A 19,250-nucleotide genomic window follows, 5' to 3' on the forward strand; every position below is an offset into this window, starting at 1 on the left:
TTGCTATTTATTGACGCACTATCAACGCCTGTACTGCAGTTGTTCACACTCAATGATAGAGTTCATTAATCCGTGAATATCGAGAATCAATGCCACCGAGCCATTGCCCATGATGGTGGAACCACTAATACAACCTACTCGAGAAAATAATTTGCCTAATGGCTTGATAACTGTTTGAAATTCCCCAAATAATCTATCTACAACGATACCGGCATACTGCCCAGCTGATTGCACAACAACGACACTTTGGCGCCGAGGGCGTGGGCCACTAATCTCCAAACAGTCCCGCAAAAAAATGAGCGGCAAGACTTGCCCTCGCAAATTCAGATAAGGCTCGTCGTCTTGCGCAATCGCGGAACCGTTAAGCTCTAAACATTCCTGCACTAAATCCAGCGGCAACACATATTGTTCGTCGGCAACACCAATAACGAATCCATCAATGATGGCTAAGGTCAACGGCAGAATGATGCGCATCGTTGAACCAACGCCTTGCTCACTTAGCACTTCGACGCGGCCCCGTAAGTCACTGATATTACGTTTAACCACATCCATCCCTACTCCTCGCCCCGACAAATTTGACACTTGTGCGGCTGTCGAAAAACCGGGTTCAAAAATGATGTTGAATAGCTCTTCATCGCTCAGATTTGCGTTTTCTTCCAGTAGACCTTTTTCAATGGCTTTTTGACGGATCACCTGTGGATCTAATCCTTTGCCGTCATCGCCTACCTCAATCACAATATTGCCGGAGTCATGGAATGCATGCAGAGAAATGACTCCACATTCGGGCTTGCCTAATTCAAAACGGCGTTGCTGTGATTCGATGCCGTGATCAATGGCGTTGCGGACTAAGTGCATCAACGGATCGCCAATCTTTTCCACGACTGATTTATCTAACTCCGTATCAGCTCCGCTAATTTGCAGTTCAATTTCTTTATCCAACTCTTTGGCAATATCTCGCACGACTCGCTGGAAACGACTAAACGTTGCCCCAATGGGCACCATTCGCAGTTTGAGCGCGGCATCGCGAACTTCTTCAAGTAGATTATTGAGAATGGAAACCGACTCACATAATGAAGAGTCACCAAAATTTTCAGCCATCAACGAGGTGCCAGCACCTGCGGTCACAAGCTCGCCGACGAGGTTGATCAAATGGTCAAGCTTGTCAGCATCAACCCGAAGACTCTTTTGTTCTTTCGCGAGTGATTCACGCACTTTGCTTTGTTTGTTTAATGCGGCATCTAACACCGGATTCAGTGATGCATCTTGCTGTGCAATGATTTCGCCAATAGGAGCATTCTGTACCTGCTGTTGCGTCGTTAGTGCACGCGCTAATTCCGCCTCAGTTAATGCGCCACATTCCACTAAGATTTCACCTAGCCTTTGATCAATTTCTGGCATAGATTCAATCAGTTGAATGTATTCAGTGAGTTGGCTATTCGGTGCGATGATGTGAATTTCGCTATCTTCTTTAACGAATTCAAAAACATCTTCGATCTCTTGCTTGCTTGCTGAAGATGCAAACTGAAGATCAAACCCCAGATAGCAACTTTCACTGTCATATTGTTCAATGGGGGGAATAAACTCAGACAACGGCGTGATGGTTTGAACTTTTCCGAGAGAACCGAGGAAGCTGATAAATGACAAGGGATCCATGCCATCACGAAAAGAATTTAGACCGAATCGAACGGAAATATGCCAGCACTCATTGTGTACCGCATCAGATGTCATTCGCTCAAATTTTGGTGAGACATTCGCAAGCTCAGTCGCCATTTTTGCAGGTGCTTTGTCAGCAGCATCAGGCTGGACGAGGTATTGATTCAATTGACTTAACAGTTGTGACCCAGACTGCTTAATCTCACCATCCACCTCCTCTTCCGCCTCTGCACAATCCACCAGAATGGCAATATGATCACGGCACTGCAGCAGTAATGAGACCAGCGCATCATCCGCCTGCAACTGATGATTACGCATGCGATCTAAGACGCTTTCAACCACATGGGTAAACGCCACAATTACATCAAGATTAAAGATGCCAGCAGAGCCTTTGATGGTATGAGCGGCACGGAAGACCGCATTCAGGCTTTCCTGTAGTGAATCCTCTTCAATACCCTCCAGTTGCAACAGTTGGGTTTCCATATCTTCCAACAGCTCGCGACTTTCAGTAAAAAACGTTTGCAGTGCAGCATCCATGTTCATTCTGCTGTTTCCTCGCAAAAAGCAGCTATACGTTCCCTGACAGCACTACAGGGTCATCAAACCAATTCAATAATCCCAACGACTCAAATAGCCGCAGCACTGATGCAGAGTGGTTGACCATGCTAAAAGGTCGACCTAAACGCTGACGTTCGATACGAGCCAACATCAGCAGTTGCGCCCCACTGCTATCGATTTCGCTCACCGAGTTAAGGTCAATCACCAGTTGTTCAGCACTGCCTATTAACGGCAATAGCGCTTGCGCGAGTGCTTCAATGTCATAAATGGTCATCTCCCCCTCGAGAAGCACTACATTCACACCTTGGTCAACGTCATGTTTCAGCATAGACAGCTCCTTTTAGGGCATGATCAACTTACCAACCGCTGCCATAAGTTGCTGAGGATTAAATGGCTTTACGACCCATGCTTTAGCGCCCGCGGCTCGTCCTTGTTCCTTTTTGGCAGCCTCTGATTCAGTTGTCAGCATGATGACCGGGGTGAACTTGGTATCTGGCCGAGCTTTTAACTCTTTAAGCAGAGTGATACCGTCCATATTGGGCATGTTTACGTCACTAATGACCAAATGTACGCGAGCTCCCGTCAGTTTATTTAGCGCATCACGTCCATCGCAGGCTTCGATGGTGGCATATCCAGCACTTTTTAATGTCATGCTTACCACCTGCCGAATTGACGCTGAGTCATCCACGACTAAGATTGTTTTACTCATACGCGTATCCCTTAACTCATGGTAAAAACAGTTATTTTTGTTGGAGCGTGCTAAAAGAAAGTCACACCATCATCTTCCTGTACGTCAGTGTTACCCCCTGAGTGAATATGATGCTGCTCGATCATGGTGTAACGCTGCTTCATGTTGTCTAACCATACGTCCACATTAAAATCTTCAAGAACCTGTGCCGGTGCATCTTTGAACTGCCCCACCATGTGATGTAAATCATCCAAATTAGAATCGATCGTTTGCAGTACTTGGCTGACACGATCTTGAAATTGCAGTTCCATAATCACACCACTAATGGAATGGCGGACTTGCTCAGCATCTTCAAGCAGCGCATTAGATTGCTGCTCCATCGTTTGAACGACGTCGGTAAAATGGGATATCACCGCATCAATACATTTTTCGGTGTGTTGAAGTTGCTCATTCTCAACATCCATAGCATGTTGGGCAGTACTAAACGTGCTCTCTATTGCCTCATTAACCAAGGTGACTTTTTCGGTCATTTTGGAGGCGGTTTCTTGCGAGCGAATTGACAGCGAACGCACTTCATCAGCGACCACGGAGAATCCTCTACCAGATTCGCCCGCCCGCGCGGCTTCAATGGCGGCATTTAATGCCAGCAGGTTAGTATTTTTGGCGATAACCACAACTCCTGCCGCCATGGCGCTAAGTTCGGTGGTATACGTTTCGAGATGGCGCATCTGATCTAACATCGCGGCACGAGTGGCTTGGGTTTCTCTAAGCGCTGATACGGCTTCAGCTAAGCTGTTACTACTGCTACGAATGACATCGACAATGTGGACATCACTATTGTTAGAATTTAACGCAGCGGCATGAGATAAACGCTCAGCAAGTTGACCAAACATCGTGGATAGCCCGGCGACAGCGGTGGCCGATTGTTTATCCGCGTAGTTAATATGGCCTTGCCAAATCGGTAATGTTTTTTCGAGCAAAGAAACTAACGGCAATTCAGCGGAAATGGCGGTATTGGACTGCGACTGGTTAGCAGGATCTGCAAGGTCGAGGTTGTTGCTTAGATGAATAATACGTTGAATTGCCCAACTGCTTATCGTTGCGCCTATTGCTGCGGCAATAGCAAATGCGATCCATTCACTACCAGTTAATCCAAATCCGGCCAGCGCAATGCCTACAAGTATCAGAGGCGCTGTAACAGTCACAACTATCCATAGCAACATGTAAATAATTCATCCATAAGATGTGCAAAATATCGTCAATAAAGTATTGCAGAACATTTTCACTCCACAAGTTAATTTCAGTATATTTTTTAAACACATATAAAAAACTATCGATAATTTACTTACATTTCATGAGGTTATATTTAGACGTTTGTTGCAGTGTCCTCTGCTACACGAATCAGCAATAGTTCACTGTTTTATATATAGATTATTGATAAATTGAGGTGGCAACTCACAGGCTGACTGAATAGCCACTGATTTCCTAGACACCTTTTAGTTAGATAAACTAGCTAAAAAAGAGGTGTCCATGAGCAATAAACGTTACCCCGAACAATTCAAAATCGAAGCAGTGAAACAAGTCACTATTGCCGGCCATTCTGTTGCTGACGTTGCTCAGCGTTTAGGTACCACCACACACAGTCTTTACGCTTGGATTAAGCGCTATGGTCCAGATTCCGAGGAACACCTTCAGCAGTCTGCTGAGTCCGCCGAAATTCGACGACTACAAAAAGAGCTTAAGCGCGTTACTGAAGAACGTGACCTGTTAAAAAAAGCCGCGGCGTACTTCGCAAGCCACCCCGAGTAAGATACGCCTTTATCCAAGAACATCATCACAGCCACTCTGTGCGACAACTGTGTCAGCTGTTTGATGTTCATCCGAGCGGGTATTACGCGTGGAGAAGTTGCACCAAGTCGAAGCGACAACGAGATAATGAACGGCTGACAGGTCAACTCAAACATTGTTGGCTTGAGTCTGGTGGCGTCTATGGATACCGCAAACTTCATCGAGATCTGCGTGATCTTGGTGAGCAATGCGGTATTAATCGCGTACATCGCCTGATGCAGCGAGCGGGATTGCGAGCACAAGTTGGTTATCGCAAGCCTAGAGCTCGTAGTGGTGAGCAGCATGTTGTAACACCAAATCGTTTAGAACGGCAATTTAACCCCTTAGCGCCGAACAAGGCGTGGGTGACGGATATTACCTATATCAAAACACATGAAGGTTGGCTCTATCTTGGCGCAGTGATGGACTTGTTCTCACGTCGCATTATTGGTTGGTCAATGGGCAGTCGTATCACCAAAGAGCTCGCGCTAGATGCTTTATTAATGGCGGTATGGCGTCGTAAACCTGATGGCAAAGTGCTGGTTCATTCAGATCAGGGAAGCCAATACACCAGCCATGATTGGAATGAATTTTTAAGTGCTCATGGCTTGGAAGGTAGCATGAGCCGTCGAGGCAATTGCCATGATAACGCCGTAGCTGAGAGCTTCTTTCAACTGCTGAAACGTGAACGAATTAAGCGAAAAATCTATGCGACAAGGGACGACGCAAAGATAGATGTGTTTAATTATATTGAGATGTTTTACAACCCAAAACGACAGCATAGTTCCAATGATGGGCTATCACCGTTAGAGTATGAACGTCAGTATTTTAATGAGGCTAAAAGTCGTCTAGTGAAGTAGTGGCGATTCAGACAAATTTGAAATAATCAGCTCACTAGGAAATCCTGCAGATAAAGCGCACACTTACACCAAGGAATGCTAATCAACCAAGGAGCTGTTGCATGTTAATTGACGAGCTAGATTTCGCCGCCCTTTATCACCAACAGATGCAGCAAGCCGGCCGAACCACCAAAGCCCCTGAGCATTGGGATAGCCGCGCAGAAAAAATGGCGGAACTCTGTGCCAATAAACAAGATCCCTATCTGCAGCAATTGCTGGCCAAAATCGATCTCACTGGCGCCAAAAGTTTACTGGACGTGGGATGTGGCCCCGGCACAGTCAGCCTTAATGTGGCCGACAAGCTCAACCATGTGTGCGGTATTGACTACAGTACCGGCATGCTTGAGGTTGCTCAGCGCTATGCCAGCCAACAGCAATTGTCTAATGTCGAGTTCATTCGCCGTGCATGGGAAGATGATTGGCACGATCTGCCCCAATGTGACATTGCGGTTGCCTCACGATCGACCTTAGTGGCTGACTTAAAGGCAGCGATGATCAAACTGAATAATCAAGCCAAGCAACGGGTTTACACCACCCATACTGTAGCAACCTCATTTGTGGATGTGGCGATTCAGCGTGCCATAGGCCGCCCAGTGGTGGAGCTGCCTAACTATATTTTTGCGGTGAATATTCTCTATCAATTGGGAATTTACGCAAAAGTCGACTTTATTCGTGGGCCAAATTGTCGTAATCAAACCAGCAGTTACGAAGCCTTTGCGGAAAGCGTGAGTTGGTCACTGAGCGGCTTATCCGACGATGAACAACAGCGGCTATTTGATTACTACCAAACTCAGAAACGTCATGGCGATGTACTGGTGACCCCCACCAAAGATTGGGCATTGGTGTATTGGGATGTGGTGGATTTAGCTCAACAATAACTGATGTCTGCGTTATTTATCTAAAACATAAGGCTATGGTGCTACCTTCGGCTGCTTGGGCAACATAAATTTTGCCTTTGCGCTGGCGTAGCACAAGCCGTTAGCCACCAGTTCAGCTTCCATCAGGTATATGTTGCGTTTTTGCGCCAACTGCCGCCCAATCACCGTGAGCCGACTACCAATAGCAATCGGCATGTGAAAGCGCACATCAAGGCTTGCGGTCATCGCCTCAATTCCCTGCGCCACTAGGCACTGGGTCATGGCGGCATCAAGCAGCGTGGCCGCAATTCCACCATGCAACACACCCTGATAGCCTTGATAACGTTGATCAACCATAAAGCGGGCTTGTACTTGCTGCGCTCGCATCTGGGTAAACAGCAGATCCAAAGAGGCCGGGTTTTGTTCCGGTGCAGCACATACAATGCATTGATGGTGACTGTCAGCGCGCTTGGTTTTCATCATGCCCTCCTAAAAAAACAGCCACCCCATTGAGTAGCTGTTTCTATCGGCCCTAATCGCTACTTAGTACTCAATGGTAGCCATATGGTACGTCTTATAACCACCGGTTAAATTTTTAGTCTTAAACCCATGTTGTTGCAGCATCCGGCTGGCGACATGGCCACGGAGCCCTACCATACAGGTCACTAAAATCTCTTTATCTTTTGGCAACTCATCTAACCGCTGACGCAGTTGATCTAACGGAATATTGAGCGCATTCGGAAACGCGCCAATTTTGGTTAGCTCAGGCGGATTGCGTACATCTAATAATATCTGCTCATCGGTCATGTGCAGTACATCGTCCACCTGACACACAGGATCAATACCATCAAGCATATTGGTAGCCACCATCCCTGCTTGGTTGATCACATCGCGTGCGGAGCCAAACGGTGGCGCATAGGTCAGCTCCAGATCTTGCAGATCGCGCACCGTTAGCCCTGCCCGTTGCGCCACCGCTAACACATCGATTCGTTTATCAATACCGTCTAGCCCAGCCGCTTGTGCGCCTAAGATCTTGCCGGTGTCAGGCGTGAACAATAGTTTTAACGTGACAGGATGGGCTCCCGGGTAGTAACTGGCGTGGCTGGCAGCATGAACATAGACCTTCTCGTAATCCATCCCCAGACGCTTGAGGGTTTTCTCATTGAGTCCAGTGCTGGCAATCGCCATATCAAACAACTTACAGATCGCGGTGCCTTGGGTGGCTTGATAATGTTTATCGCCGCCGAGCATGTTATCAGCGGCAATCCGCCCTTGGCGATTCGCGGGGCCTGCCAGAGGCACTAAACTCGGTGCGCCAGCGACAAAATCTGGGGTTTCAACCGCATCGCCCACGGCATAGATATCGGGATCTGAGGTCTGCATAGCGCTGTTAACCTTAATGCCACCGCGCTCACCTAAGGCTAATCCGGCATAGCTTGCAAGCAAGGTTTCAGGGCGCACGCCAATCGCCATAATGACGATGTCGGTTTGCAGTTGCCCATTGGACAGCGTCAGTTGCAGTTCGTGATGTGGTTTCTTCGCCACATCATATTGATCCATCGCCTCGGCTTCAGCGGGATGCAACTCAATAGGTGCAATCGCCTCAAGGCCTGTTTTCAAGCGCAAATCTACCCCTTGGCTGATCAGCTTTTGGTGCAACATGTTGGCCATTTCGATATCCACCGGCGCCATCACTTGGGGTGACAGCTCAACCAGCGCCACGTTCAAGCCCCGATGTTTTAGTGCTTCGGCCATCTCTAAGCCAATAAAGCCGCCGCCAACCACAGTGGCATGTCGCGGTTTATAGGTAGCTAAAGCCGCCAAAATGGCGTCCATATCGGGAATATTACGCAGGCTAAATACGTGCGAATGATCAATGCCGGAGATAGGTGGTTTGATGGGCGATGCCCCAGGGCTGAGCAGTAACTTGTCGTAACTGAGCTGGTAAGCTTCGCCGCCATGTTGTGGCTGCACGGCGACAGATTTGTTTTGTCGATCGATTGCGGTAACTTCGCTAAACACCCGCACGTCAACATTAAAACGTTGTTTGAAGCTATCAGGCGTTTGCAGCAGCAAGGCATTGCGCAATTCAATTTCACCGCCAATATGATAAGGCAAGCCGCAGTTGGCAAACGATACAAACTCACCCCGCTCCAGCATAATAATCTCAGCATGTTCATCCATACGACGGGCACGCGCAGCCGCTGAAGCTCCACCGGCAACCCCCCCAATAATGACGATTCGAGTCATACGCACTCCTGTTTGATAGTTAATGCTGTTCCATCTTGAATGAGTTGTAGCGGCTTAATCGCCTTTTTGCCATGAAACACAAAATAGAAACTAGCGAGACAGCACATTTTTGAAGGGTCGATGTTGGCAGAATTCAAAAGATTTTTCTACATTAGATTTATTTTATGGATGACTAACATACATTCCTAAAAAAGTGCGGCCACCGAAGGAATGACCGCACAAGCGTGCAAATGCACAGGGAATTTTAATGACGGCAACAGCCTCCGCAGCGTTCACCCGCAGCCGTTTTACGTTGGCAACATGGCACATGATCTGCTGCATGGCCGTGTTGGTCGGCATGCCCTTTGTCGTCATGGCAACAGTGACCATGTTCAGCATCATGATCACAACCGCAGCCACCCGCTGCCTGCTTTTTCTGATAGTTAACCGAGGGTCGGCCTTGTTCAGCAGCCGTCAGCGGTAACAGAAAACGTGGCACGCTATCCTGCAGTTGCACACTGTCAAAGTGACTACTACCGCTTTGAAATACTTGAAATTTGGCATCAAGCAGGCGCGCTAAGAAACGCTCACCTATGTTACGCACGATTACCCGATCCACCTGCTGCTGTTGCAACAAGGTGATGATGTTCGCCTTACCGGCACAGCCATTTTCCAAGCCGGGGTTCGGCGCTTGCACCACCGACGTTCCTTGTTCATTAATAAAAACAAAGCTATCAGCTTTACTGAAATGGGCGGCGATCTTGTCGCGCGACATTGGAATTGCGGTAATCATCTTCAATCTCCTGAGTGATAAGCGCTGCGGCTAACACTGAAGCAATGCCAGTAAATTGCATATGCTATTTATACCGCCAATAATTTGCATATGCCAAATACTTTTTTGTGAAAGATGCACTAATCGCGATCCATCTCACGTCTATCGCGATCGCGCTGAACAAAACGTGTAGTAATAGGAGGAATGAAAAAAGTGGGAGACGGGAAAGAACAACCAACAAAAAAGGAAGCCCGCAGGCTTCCTTCATCACATCAGCGATAATACTTAGCGCGCGATACGCACGATAGGTTTCAGGGTAACCCCTTTTTCACTGTCAGCAGCGGCTTCGTTGATTTGCTCGAAGTCGTAGAATTTCACCAACTTATCAAATGGGAAACGCCCTTGCTGATACAGTTCCACTAACAATGGGATAAATTGTTTAGGGTTTGAATCACCTTCCACGATACCGCGAATGGTTTTACCGCCAAGCAATACATCGTTTACATCAAAGGTTGAATCAGTACCCAGTTTAGGCGCACCAACAACACCGATAGCACCTAACAAGCCAAGTGAATCAATGCCTTGGCGCAACACTTGTGGGCGACCGGTAGATTCCAGCGCGAACTTAGTACCACCGTTAGTGATCTCTTTAATACGGGCAACTGGATCTTGCTCTTTACTGTTGATCACATGAGTTGCGCCCAACTCTAACGCTAATTCGAGGCGTGATGGCACCACGTCTACCGCGATAATGGTGGTGGCTCCAGCAACACGAGCGGCCAACACGGCAGACAGACCGACTGCGCCAGCACCAAAGGAAACAAAACTGCTTCCTGGGGTGACTTTCAGCGAGTTAATCACTGCGCCTGCACCGGTTTGAATACCACACCCCAATGGGCCTAACAGCTCCAGTGGAGCATCAGCAGGCACTTTAACGGTATTGTTTTCAAGGCTTAACGCATAGGTTGCAAAGGAAGACTGAGCAAAAAAGTGGTCATGCAAAGGTTCGCCATGGGCATCAATCAAGGCGGTTTCGCCGTCAGTGCCTGAACCTTGGAAGTTACGAGGATAGAACTCATCACAATAAGCGGCATGACCATCAGAACATTGATGACAATGGCTACAATAGCCATAGGTCAACACCACGTGGTCGCCCACTTCAATGTCTTTCACCAACGGACCAACCGCTTCAACGATACCAGCACCTTCGTGGCCTAACACGGCAGGCAATGGCACTGGATAATATTGATCGCGCACAATCATGTCGGTATGGCACATGCCGGTAGCCAGCACTTTAACCAACACTTCATCATTCTTAGGCGCACGAATACGTGCGTTTTCAATCACAAACGGCGCGCTTTGTTCGCGGGTAACCGCGGCACGGATATCATAAAAAGCAGGAGAACTCATGTGGCACCTTCCTTGACTGCAAATAGGAAAAATCGGTGCTTGCAAGGAGTAAGGCGAAAGCCTTGGTATTAGCCTGAGAAAGCATTCCAACCCATAGCCGATTGCAAGCGGAAGAAATGCGCCGCTCAGTTGCTACTTTGACAGGAGTATTCAGCCCAGGCAGCGCATTTTTGTTAACTTGGTCACAAAAATAACGCTGAGCTGACGAGAAAAATATTGCGTTTTTTACCCACTACCTTTCTAATTTTTAGAAAAATAACACAAATGGCCGTTCGCTCACAGTTCGTCAGCGAAACACCTACCCAGTAAATTTGACGCACGTGATTTGATCGCAGCACTGTGGACAGCGTTGCTAGAACGCCTTACTGCTTGGGGCACAACAACGAAATGTCGGACTAAAACTCTTGTTATTTAACATGTTGAGTAGCAGTTGAGCTGCTTAAGCTTCATTTTTGCCAAAGTTATTCGGCAATTTTAACGGGATTGGCGTGACATCGACCTTGAAACCTACTTAAACGATCACTTATTTATAAGCATCAAATGTACCGCCGTAAGTCGGCATATTGAGCAAATTATTCGAAAAGTCCATACATAAGCTAGGGATACTTTGAGCCCTGCGCCAGCCATTACAGATTAATGAGTGCGGTTAATGCTGCTCTCGCGGCTAACAACTCTGCATGCATCATCGCCTTTTCAGCACTGGCATAATCGCTCACCCCTGCAGCAACATCTTCGCCGTAGCGCACCACATTATTGAGTATTGACGCAACGGCCACATGACGTAGCCTTCCAACCGTCAGCAATGCCGCGGTTTCCATGTCAGCGCCAAGTACGCCGAGATGATGCCATTTGCGGCAAATATCGAGCTCATTATCGACATAAAAACTGTCATGGGAACGCACCACGCCACAGTGGTAACCGTGCTGATGCTGACGCATGAAATCTATTAAGCCGTTAACCAGCTGCCGATTAGCCAGCGCGGGATAACTGATTGGTGCATAGTTGGCACTGCCGCCATCATCCCGTACCGCGGCTTCGGCAATAATGAGATCACCGAGCGCAATATGCGATTGATACGCGCCCGCCGAGCCAACGCGAACCAAATACTTAGCCCCCACACTGCACTAACTCTTCCAGCGCGATAATGGCAGATGGCGCACCGATCCCCGTACTACATACCGTGATTTTCTTGCCCTGTAGCTCACCAGTGATACTGGTAAATTCACGCTGGCTGGCAAGCTGCTTAACATCGTTAAGCAGCACTGCAATGCGGTTAACTCGGGCGGGATCACCACAAAGGATCACTCGTTCACTGACCTGTGCAGGGGTTAATTGAATATGCGCTTGAAGTGTCATGCTGGCTCCTTTGGGTTATATGCGCCTTTCAGCTGTGGCCAGCTCAGTCTGCGACTTGGGGGCTCAGTGCAAAGCGACTACCGTTGAGTTTGGCGGTCGCCATCCAACTTCTAGCACCATTGCCAGCGATAAACAGCAAAATGGTGTACTCAATTGCCATCGCATACACGCCCTGGGCGGCATACACCCCCACACTAATGATGTTCACCAATACCCACAGCCACCAGTTTTCCACGTATTTGCGGGTCATCAACACTTGAGCTATCAGTGACAACACTGTGATCATCGCATCCCATAACGGGAATTCGTCGGGCGCCAATTCAGGCATGGCGATATTCGCGTCGAGCAGATTGAGTGCTTCTACCGTGCTGGTAGCCAAGGCGGCAAACACGGGATCGATATAACGGCTGAGCAATCCCACCGCTGCAATAGCGATACCTACCGTCAACAGCAGCCACTGGCGTGATAACCAACGCACTTTCAGCGGCTTGCCACCGTCACTCGGATGAGTCCAGGCATACCAGCCATACACATTGGCGCAGAAGAAAAACAGCTGCAGCAGTAGCAAGCCATACAGCTGAATTTGAAAGAAGATCACCGCAAACAGGCTAACGTTGATCAGACCAAAAGGATAATTGAGGGTCTTTTCTTGGCTGGCGAGCCAGATACACAGCAAGCCAAATACCGTACCGACCGCTTCAATCCATGACATGGCATAACCGCCGCCAAGCGGGATAGTCACCAGTGTATTGTTGATATCAAACCAACTGACAATGTCCATCTTTTGTCCTTTCAACTGCAGTTAAGCCGCTATTTTTTCACGGAATGAGCGCCGTGGCTATCAATGGCAGATGATGTGATTGTGCCAGCAAGGGGGATGAACAACGGCGAGAACGAACAAAAGCTGATTGGGAAAAGAAACGATGTACTGGGATGCAGATGCACTAAGAAGCGCTGAGAAGAAAACAAGCATGTTGCTGGCAAGTTTCCCAACCAGCAACGACTAAGCCAGTATTATTTAAATACGCAGTGTTTGGCGTAATCTTTGGCTTCATTGGCGGTCCAATCACCACTGTCTTTTTCTTTCATCTGCTTGCACCAAGCATCACTGCCCACTTCAGGTGCACAGGCGCTCAACCAAGTTACCGCACACAGGCTCAGCATCAACATTGCGAATTTTTTCATGACCTAGATTCCTTGTGAGAGTCTGATTGTAATTACTCAACGTGAGAGCGCTTACAAATCCAATTAATCGCTTCTTGTTTGCGCTCCAGCGGATACCATGCAATTTCGCCACTGACGAACGGGCCAAGCAAGCGCACCGCATTGCCCACCCAATCAGGGCCACCCACAAATACCAATGCATCAAATGCGGGCAACTGCACTTCACCAACCCCTGAAAGCGACTGCATATCCCAACCTTCCAGCAATACGTCAGCTTCAATATAGAGACATACTTGTCCCCAATCTTGACGATAGCCTTTAATAGCAGGTTGTAGTTTGGTGCGATAATCCAGCGCAGAGATACGTCCACTGGCAAATAAACTGATAATCCCTTTGGAGATATCAGGGATCTGACACAACATATAGATTGGCTCCAAAACTCGGAAACGCGACCGGGCGAATAATAACAGTGTTAGACTGCACTTGCTAACAACATCGTTCGATTGCCGATGTTCCAATGAATGACTTTAACTGGCGGTAGTTTGCCAATGATTACCATATCAAACCGTGTGCAAGTTTCAGAAAATGAGATCGAATGGCAGTTTATTCGAGCCAGTGGCGCCGGTGGTCAACATATCAATAAAGTCTCCACCGCGGTGCAGCTGATTTTCGATATTCGTGCTTCGAGCCTGCCCGAGTTTTATCAACAAAAGCTGCTGACCTTAAACGACCATCGTATTACCCAAAGTGGCAAGGTGATCATCAAGTGCCAGCAAAGCCGCAGCCAGGACGCCAACCGACAACAAGCGTTAAGCCAATTTGTTGAGTTGCTACAATCGGTGACGCTGGTGCAAAAGCGCCGCATTGCCACCAAAGCCAGCTATTCCAGCCAACAACGACGCATCGACAGCAAAAAAAAGCATGGCAACACTAAGGCACTACGGCAGCAAAAATTTAGCGGCTGATCATCGACAAAGCCGGTGGGAAGTGCTCAAATCAGAAGCACCCGCCACAGTGCTAAGGCAATAACATCATGCGAAATAAAGGAAAAGTTCTGCTGCTCAATGGCCCCAACCTCAACTTGTTAGGTCGCCGTGAACCAGAGATTTATGGAAGCCAAACGCTAGACGACATCATAGGTTTACTGCATGCCCAAGCTTCTGGTGGTGGAGTTCAACTGGATCATCTGCAGTCCAACGCAGAATACGAATTGATTGAAGCCATTCACGCTACCGATGCGGCGATTGCGGTCATCAATCCAGGCGGTTTAACCCATACCAGCGTGGCATTACGCGATGCTTTCTTGGGGGTGGATTTACCTTTTATTGAGGTGCATCTGTCTAACATTCATGCCCGCGAGCCGTTCCGCCACCACTCATTTTTATCCGATAAAGCGCTGGGCGTCATTGCTGGCCTAGGAGCACAAGGGTACGAGTTTGCGCTCACTGCCGCGATGCGACATCTGAAAAAAGCAGGCTAATCCTGTTCAAAAGACACCATTGAACTGCCACTTAGCGGTTCAATGGTTGATACATTTCCGTTTGCCAATCAAAGCGATAACGCTGCCCTTGCCACTCGTACTCAGTGCCATTTTCGGTTTGAATCACCCGAGCATTTGCGGGCAAACTTCGCACGCTCGGCAATGCCATCGCCTGTGCTGCCTTGGCTGCCTCTTCACTATCGGCAATGCGTAACACCTGTTGTGCCACTGATTCGTTGGCATAAGCATCGGCACTGTTCTCTGCCGCTAACGCATTTTCATGCTCAAAGGTTGCCGAATATATCGGCGTATTCAACGATGTAGTAACTGGCGTCAAACTGACATTCGGTGCGTAAGGGGTGTAATAAGGATTGCTGGCATATGGGGTTGGATAATAATCCGCTTGCGACTGACGGATAATTTCCGGCAATACCAGTAAGGTGGAGAGCCCTAAATACCAACCCCAATCACTGTGATGATGATGTCGATAGCTATGGTGACGTGGATAGAAATTATCTCGATGTCCCGCCATTGCCGGTGCACTGGCACTTGCCAGCAACACGGTGGCGCATAAGGCATGGGTTATCAGTTGCGACTTCATAAATCACCTCGCGTTCAAGCTCGGCCACTATTTTAGCGCGATTGATATTTGCGCGCATAATTAATTCGAACAAGCACGGATTGGCTTTCTGCTTTTGCGAGCCTAAATGGTTAACCGTGCGCCAGAAAAATGCTATAGTGCGCCACATCACATTTTTGCATATTCAAACCGGTATCCACATGAGTTTTAAGGATTTACGCAGCTTTCTAAATCACTTAGAAAGTCAGGGAGAGTTAAAACGTATTAGCCACCCTGTCGATCCGCACTTAGAGATGACAGAAATTGGCGATCGCGTTTTGCGTAACGGTGGTCCGGCGTTGCTGTTTGAGAACCCCATCGGCAAATCGATGCCGGTGCTGCTCAACCTGTTTGGCACGCCAAAACGGGTGGCAATGGCGCTGGGAAAAGATGACCCGTTAGCCCTGCGTGAAGTGGGCGAACTGCTGTCGTTTTTGAAAGAACCTGAGCCACCACGCGGCTTTAAAGATGCCATTGAAAAGCTGCCACTGTTTAGGCAAGCGCTAAACATGCCACCGAAAACAGTGCGCAAAGCGCCATGTCAGGAAGTGGTCATCAGTGGTGATGATGTCGATCTCACTCAACTGCCAGTACAACATTGCTGGCCGGGTGATGCTGCGCCCTTGGTCACTTGGGGGTTAACCATCACCAAAGGCCCGCGGCAGAAGCGGCAAAATATCGGCATCTATCGCCAGCAGTTGTTGGGTAAAAATAAGCTGATCATGCGTTGGCTGTCCCATCGTGGCGGTGCCCTCGATTTCCAAGATTTCAAAGAGAAATTTCCCGGCGAAAAATATCCGGTGGTGGTGGCACTGGGCAGCGATCCTGTCACTATTCTGGGTGCTGTGACACCTGTGCCCGATGGCATGAGTGAATACGCGTTTGCGGGTTTACTGCGCGGTGAACGCACCGAAGTGACTAAATCACTCACCTGTGATTTAGAAGTGCCCGCCACCAGCGAAATCATTCTCGAAGGCTATATCGATCCCGACGAGATGGCGGTGGAAGGCCCCTACGGCGACCATACGGGTTACTACAACGAAACCGATAAATTCCCGGTCTTTACTGTGACCCATATGACCCATCGTAAAGATGCGATCTACCACAGCACTTATACCGGCCGTCCACCCGATGAACCGGCGATGTTGGGCTTGGCACTGAACGAAGTATTTGTGCCGATTCTGCGCAAGCAATACCCAGAAATTGTCGACTTTTACTTGCCGCCAGAAGGTTGCTCCTATCGCATGGCGGTGATCTCGATGCGTAAACAATACGCGGGGCATGCCAAACGGGTGATGATGGGCGCATGGTCGTTTTTGCGCCAGTTTATGTACACTAAATTTATTGTGGTAGTGGATGATGATGTGAACTGCCGCGATTGGAAAGACGTGATTTGGGCGATTACCACTCGCATGGATCCGATCCGCGATACGGTGTTAATGGACAACACCCCTATCGATTATCTTGATTTTGCCTCACCCGTGGCTGGCCTAGGCTCGAAAATGGGGCTTGATGCCACCAACAAATGGCCCGGTGAAACCCAACGTGAATGGGGTACACCAATCAAGATGGATGACGCTGTTAAACAGAAGATTGACCAGATTTGGGACAAACTCGGCATTGATGACGCGCCGACACTGTAACCCTTAGTTTCTTGCTGAACGCTATTGCCAGCACACGAGTTGATGAGGAAACCGCATGAACAGCATTCGCTGTAAAGTAGAACAACTAGCGCCATTTAATGATGCTGTATATCAAGTGACTTTGCGCCCTGAGCATCCGTTTGAGTTTGCAGCTGGCCAATACCTCAGCATCATAATGGGTGAAAAGGACAAACGCCCATTTTCTATTGCTTCTGCGCCAGGCAGCGAGCTACTTGAGTTGCACATTGGTGCGGCAGTGAGCGAAAGCTACCCGATGCAGGTGGTTGACCTAATGCGTGAACATGGCGAAGTACTGATTGAAGCGCCAGCGGGTAATGCGTTTTTACGTCATGAAAGCCATCGCCCACGCATTTTAATCGCCGGCGGCACAGGGTTCTCCTACATTAAAAGCATTGTGGAACAGCAAATTGCGCTAGGGCAAAACGTGGAAACCACCCTTTATTGGGGTTGCCGCACGCCCGCAGCCATGTATTACGAGTCGATCGCTCGTCAGTGGCATGAGCAACACCCGTGGCTGCACTTCGTACCTGTGGTAGAAGAAGCCCCTGCCGACTGGAATGGTCGCATCAACCGCTTGCTGGATCAGATCAAACAAGACTTTGTCAGCGTTAACGGCTACGACATCTATATTGCAGGCCGCTTCCCGATGGTGGGCGCTGCCCGCGAGTTGTTCCGTGAAATGGGCGTTGAAGAAGCCCATCTCTATGGCGATGCCTTTGCTTTCATCAAGTAACCGCTCGAGAGAACGAAAAAAGCCCGCGCTGCGGGCTTTTTGCTAACTAAGCAAAACGTTCGGTTAACCTTTGGTATATACCGGATCGCGATCATCAATTAACTTGTCGCGATCATAGAACTGCTGCAGCACCTTTTGTTGCGCGCTGTCTTCCACCTGAAACACCTGCATCAAATAACGCAGGAAGTTTTCATCATCACACATGGTTTTGCCCGGCGTATCGGAGATTTTCGCCACCGGCATGCCGTTGAGCTTGGTCAGTTTCATTACGATATTGATCGGCTCGTTTTCAAACATATTGCCCATCAACCAAGTACCAATACCAAACGAGGTATTAATCCGGCCACGGAAATGTTTATAGATATGTACCGCGCGTTCAAAGTCGAGCGCATCAGAGAACACTAAGCGCTTATAGGTCGGATCAACGTCCAATTCCTCTAACCGCTTAATAATCTTTTCGCCCCACACAATCGGGTCACCACTATCATGGCGGAAACCGTCATAGAGCTTGGCGAGGTAACGATCAAGATCGCGGCAGAATGCATCCACCCCAATCACATCGGTCAACGCCACCCCTAAGTCACCACGGTACTCCTTCACCCAGTTTTCCAACGCCATTTTTTGGCTATCCACCAAGCGATAATTCAAGGCTTGGTGACTCTGCAGCCATTCGTGCGCCATGGTGCCTTGGCAACGCAACCCGAGCTCCATCGCCAAGTGGGGATTCGAGGTGCCGGCAAAGTGATCCGGCAAGGCATCTTTCAATTGGGTCAGGATCTGCTTTTGCGCAGTAAAACTGAAACGACGCCGAGTGCCAAAGTCGGTAAACAGGAAGTCGCTTAAATCAACTTCATCGCCTAAGCGTTCCAGAATCTGAATTTTTTGCTGGGTCGCCGCATAGATTTTGTCGCAATCAATTTGCGGATAACGATAGCGGTTACGAATTTCAGAGACCGTGGCCAACACGGGGATCTCCATCGGCGACACATGCAGCAGCGGGCCGTTGCCCTCAATCACCAATTGACCATCTTCGGCGCTGACATCAATAAACTTGGGGTTAAAGCGAAACAGGCGCAAAAACTCCAAATAGTCGCTTTTCAAAAAGGGATACTTGGCCAAATGTGCCAGTTGTTCATCGCTTGCACTGAACTCTGCCATGCGATCAAACTGTTCGCGCAGCGGCTTCACATACATGCTTAAGTCTTCATTGCTGCGGCAACGAAAGGTCCACCGCGAGCGGGTATTGGGTTGTTGGTGCAGGTACGCCTGCTGCATGGTGAGTTTATAGAAGTCGGTGTCCAATAAGCTTTGAACGGCAAGCGATTGAAACATATGGCTCTC

The 19,250-nt window shown here is 48.6% G+C and carries 21 protein-coding genes; 6 read left to right on the top strand and 15 right to left on the bottom strand.

Features of this window, described 5'->3' with window-relative positions:
* Positions 1–21 precede the first annotated feature (21 nt).
* The 4 genes from JYB87_RS15930 to JYB87_RS15945 are packed head-to-tail and all read right to left on the bottom strand — an operon-like array spanning position 22 to position 4,104.
* Positions 22–2,196: a chemotaxis protein CheA gene (locus JYB87_RS15930; RefSeq protein WP_207354429.1), complete on the bottom strand. Its 2,175-nt coding sequence runs from the start codon at positions 2,194–2,196 to the stop codon at positions 22–24.
* 25 nt (positions 2,197–2,221) lie between these two features.
* Positions 2,222–2,539, bottom strand: coding sequence for an STAS domain-containing protein (locus JYB87_RS15935; RefSeq protein ID WP_207354430.1), 318 nt, complete (start codon positions 2,537–2,539; stop codon positions 2,222–2,224).
* A 12-nt stretch (positions 2,540–2,551) separates the two neighbouring features.
* On the bottom strand, positions 2,552–2,920 hold the full coding sequence (locus tag JYB87_RS15940; RefSeq protein WP_207354431.1) for a response regulator: 369 nt from the start codon (positions 2,918–2,920) through the stop codon (positions 2,552–2,554).
* A 50-nt stretch (positions 2,921–2,970) separates the two neighbouring features.
* Entirely contained in the window at positions 2,971–4,104 is a 1,134-nt protein-coding gene (locus tag JYB87_RS15945; protein ID WP_207354432.1) for a methyl-accepting chemotaxis protein, read from the bottom strand.
* 325 nt (positions 4,105–4,429) lie between these two features.
* On the opposite strand from JYB87_RS15945, the gene JYB87_RS15950 reads away from it, so the two are divergent.
* A protein-coding gene (locus JYB87_RS15950) for an IS3 family transposase (protein ID WP_207354433.1) occupies positions 4,430–5,586 on the top strand; the annotation gives its coding sequence in 2 pieces (ribosomal slippage) (positions 4,430–4,667 and positions 4,667–5,586; 1,158 coding nt in all).
* Positions 5,587–5,687: 101 nt separating this feature from the next.
* Complete coding sequence (locus JYB87_RS15955; protein ID WP_207354434.1) at positions 5,688–6,503, top strand: class I SAM-dependent methyltransferase; 816 nt, start codon at positions 5,688–5,690, stop codon at positions 6,501–6,503.
* Between the two features lie 33 nt (positions 6,504–6,536).
* On the opposite strand, the gene JYB87_RS15960 is transcribed toward JYB87_RS15955, so the two are convergent.
* The 9 genes from JYB87_RS15960 to JYB87_RS15995 form a co-directional block, all read right to left on the bottom strand.
* The gene (locus JYB87_RS15960; protein WP_207354435.1) at positions 6,537–6,962 is read right to left on the bottom strand and encodes a PaaI family thioesterase; all 426 of its coding nucleotides are present in this window, start codon (positions 6,960–6,962) and stop codon (positions 6,537–6,539) included.
* Between the two features lie 63 nt (positions 6,963–7,025).
* Positions 7,026–8,732, bottom strand: coding sequence for an FAD-dependent oxidoreductase (locus tag JYB87_RS15965; protein WP_207354436.1), 1,707 nt, complete (start codon positions 8,730–8,732; stop codon positions 7,026–7,028).
* A 244-nt stretch (positions 8,733–8,976) separates the two neighbouring features.
* Positions 8,977–9,504, bottom strand: a complete 528-nt coding sequence (locus JYB87_RS15970; protein WP_207354437.1) for a NifB/NifX family molybdenum-iron cluster-binding protein — start codon at positions 9,502–9,504, stop codon at positions 8,977–8,979.
* A gap of 264 nt (positions 9,505–9,768) precedes the next feature.
* On the bottom strand, positions 9,769–10,893 hold the full coding sequence (locus JYB87_RS15975) for an NAD(P)-dependent alcohol dehydrogenase (RefSeq protein WP_207354438.1): 1,125 nt from the start codon (positions 10,891–10,893) through the stop codon (positions 9,769–9,771).
* Between the two features lie 626 nt (positions 10,894–11,519).
* Positions 11,520–12,011 carry a phosphorylase family protein gene (locus JYB87_RS15980; protein WP_267459551.1) on the bottom strand — a complete coding sequence of 164 codons (492 nt, stop codon included), beginning with the start codon at positions 12,009–12,011 and terminating at the stop codon, positions 11,520–11,522.
* Positions 12,001–12,249, bottom strand: a complete 249-nt coding sequence (locus JYB87_RS18800) for a phosphorylase family protein (RefSeq protein WP_267459552.1) — start codon at positions 12,247–12,249, stop codon at positions 12,001–12,003. The genes JYB87_RS15980 and JYB87_RS18800 overlap by 11 nt, the downstream gene beginning before the upstream one ends.
* A gap of 43 nt (positions 12,250–12,292) precedes the next feature.
* Positions 12,293–13,030 (bottom strand): nicotinamide riboside transporter PnuC, encoded by a 738-nt coding sequence (gene pnuC / locus JYB87_RS15985; protein ID WP_207354439.1) that lies wholly within the window; start codon positions 13,028–13,030, stop codon positions 12,293–12,295.
* A gap of 233 nt (positions 13,031–13,263) precedes the next feature.
* Entirely contained in the window at positions 13,264–13,434 is a 171-nt protein-coding gene (locus tag JYB87_RS15990; protein WP_037441757.1) for a DUF3012 domain-containing protein, read from the bottom strand.
* A gap of 32 nt (positions 13,435–13,466) precedes the next feature.
* Positions 13,467–13,835 carry a SpoIIAA family protein gene (locus tag JYB87_RS15995; RefSeq protein ID WP_207354440.1) on the bottom strand — a complete coding sequence of 123 codons (369 nt, stop codon included), beginning with the start codon at positions 13,833–13,835 and terminating at the stop codon, positions 13,467–13,469.
* A 126-nt stretch (positions 13,836–13,961) separates the two neighbouring features.
* Between JYB87_RS15995 and arfB the strand changes: the two genes are divergently transcribed.
* On the top strand, positions 13,962–14,378 hold the full coding sequence (arfB, locus tag JYB87_RS16000) for an alternative ribosome rescue aminoacyl-tRNA hydrolase ArfB (RefSeq protein ID WP_207354441.1): 417 nt from the start codon (positions 13,962–13,964) through the stop codon (positions 14,376–14,378).
* 68 nt (positions 14,379–14,446) lie between these two features.
* Positions 14,447–14,893: a type II 3-dehydroquinate dehydratase gene (gene aroQ, locus JYB87_RS16005; RefSeq protein ID WP_207354442.1), complete on the top strand. Its 447-nt coding sequence runs from the start codon at positions 14,447–14,449 to the stop codon at positions 14,891–14,893.
* Positions 14,894–14,924: 31 nt separating this feature from the next.
* Here the strand turns inward: aroQ and JYB87_RS16010 are convergent, their stop codons facing one another.
* Positions 14,925–15,494 carry a hypothetical protein gene (locus JYB87_RS16010; protein WP_207354443.1) on the bottom strand — a complete coding sequence of 190 codons (570 nt, stop codon included), beginning with the start codon at positions 15,492–15,494 and terminating at the stop codon, positions 14,925–14,927.
* A 179-nt stretch (positions 15,495–15,673) separates the two neighbouring features.
* On the opposite strand from JYB87_RS16010, the gene ubiD reads away from it, so the two are divergent.
* On the top strand, positions 15,674–17,155 hold the full coding sequence (gene ubiD, locus JYB87_RS16015; protein ID WP_207354444.1) for a 4-hydroxy-3-polyprenylbenzoate decarboxylase: 1,482 nt from the start codon (positions 15,674–15,676) through the stop codon (positions 17,153–17,155).
* A 55-nt stretch (positions 17,156–17,210) separates the two neighbouring features.
* Positions 17,211–17,909, top strand: a complete 699-nt coding sequence (gene fre / locus JYB87_RS16020; RefSeq protein WP_207354445.1) for an NAD(P)H-flavin reductase — start codon at positions 17,211–17,213, stop codon at positions 17,907–17,909.
* 63 nt (positions 17,910–17,972) lie between these two features.
* On the opposite strand, the gene pncB is transcribed toward fre, so the two are convergent.
* A complete protein-coding gene (gene pncB / locus JYB87_RS16025; protein WP_207354446.1) occupies positions 17,973–19,241 on the bottom strand; it encodes a nicotinate phosphoribosyltransferase in 1,269 nt (422 codons plus the stop codon).
* Positions 19,242–19,250 lie beyond the last annotated feature (9 nt).

The organism is Shewanella avicenniae (assembly GCF_017354945.1).
Classification (GTDB): domain Bacteria; phylum Pseudomonadota; class Gammaproteobacteria; order Enterobacterales; family Shewanellaceae; genus Shewanella; species Shewanella avicenniae.

Bases quoted from the DNA above. Each gene is read 5' to 3' on its own strand.
- JYB87_RS15930 (WP_207354429.1), bottom strand. From the start codon at position 2,196: ATGAACATGGATGCTGCACTGCAAACGTTTTTTACTGAAAGTCGCGAG.
- JYB87_RS15935 (WP_207354430.1), bottom strand. From the start codon at position 2,539: ATGCTGAAACATGACGTTGACCAAGGTGTGAATGTAGTGCTTCTCGAG.
- JYB87_RS15940 (WP_207354431.1), bottom strand. From the start codon at position 2,920: ATGAGTAAAACAATCTTAGTCGTGGATGACTCAGCGTCAATTCGGCAG.
- JYB87_RS15955 (WP_207354434.1), top strand. From the start codon at position 5,688: ATGTTAATTGACGAGCTAGATTTCGCCGCCCTTTATCACCAACAGATG.
- JYB87_RS15960 (WP_207354435.1), bottom strand. From the start codon at position 6,962: ATGAAAACCAAGCGCGCTGACAGTCACCATCAATGCATTGTATGTGCT.
- JYB87_RS15965 (WP_207354436.1), bottom strand. From the start codon at position 8,732: ATGACTCGAATCGTCATTATTGGGGGGGTTGCCGGTGGAGCTTCAGCG.
- JYB87_RS15970 (WP_207354437.1), bottom strand. From the start codon at position 9,504: ATGATTACCGCAATTCCAATGTCGCGCGACAAGATCGCCGCCCATTTC.
- JYB87_RS15975 (WP_207354438.1), bottom strand. From the start codon at position 10,893: ATGAGTTCTCCTGCTTTTTATGATATCCGTGCCGCGGTTACCCGCGAA.
- JYB87_RS18800 (WP_267459552.1), bottom strand. From the start codon at position 12,249: ATGACACTTCAAGCGCATATTCAATTAACCCCTGCACAGGTCAGTGAA.
- pnuC (WP_207354439.1), bottom strand. From the start codon at position 13,030: ATGGACATTGTCAGTTGGTTTGATATCAACAATACACTGGTGACTATC.
- JYB87_RS15990 (WP_037441757.1), bottom strand. From the start codon at position 13,434: ATGAAAAAATTCGCAATGTTGATGCTGAGCCTGTGTGCGGTAACTTGG.
- JYB87_RS15995 (WP_207354440.1), bottom strand. From the start codon at position 13,835: ATGTTGTGTCAGATCCCTGATATCTCCAAAGGGATTATCAGTTTATTT.
- arfB (WP_207354441.1), top strand. From the start codon at position 13,962: ATGATTACCATATCAAACCGTGTGCAAGTTTCAGAAAATGAGATCGAA.
- aroQ (WP_207354442.1), top strand. From the start codon at position 14,447: ATGCGAAATAAAGGAAAAGTTCTGCTGCTCAATGGCCCCAACCTCAAC.
- JYB87_RS16010 (WP_207354443.1), bottom strand. From the start codon at position 15,494: ATGAAGTCGCAACTGATAACCCATGCCTTATGCGCCACCGTGTTGCTG.
- ubiD (WP_207354444.1), top strand. From the start codon at position 15,674: ATGAGTTTTAAGGATTTACGCAGCTTTCTAAATCACTTAGAAAGTCAG.
- fre (WP_207354445.1), top strand. From the start codon at position 17,211: ATGAACAGCATTCGCTGTAAAGTAGAACAACTAGCGCCATTTAATGAT.
- pncB (WP_207354446.1), bottom strand. From the start codon at position 19,241: ATGTTTCAATCGCTTGCCGTTCAAAGCTTATTGGACACCGACTTCTAT.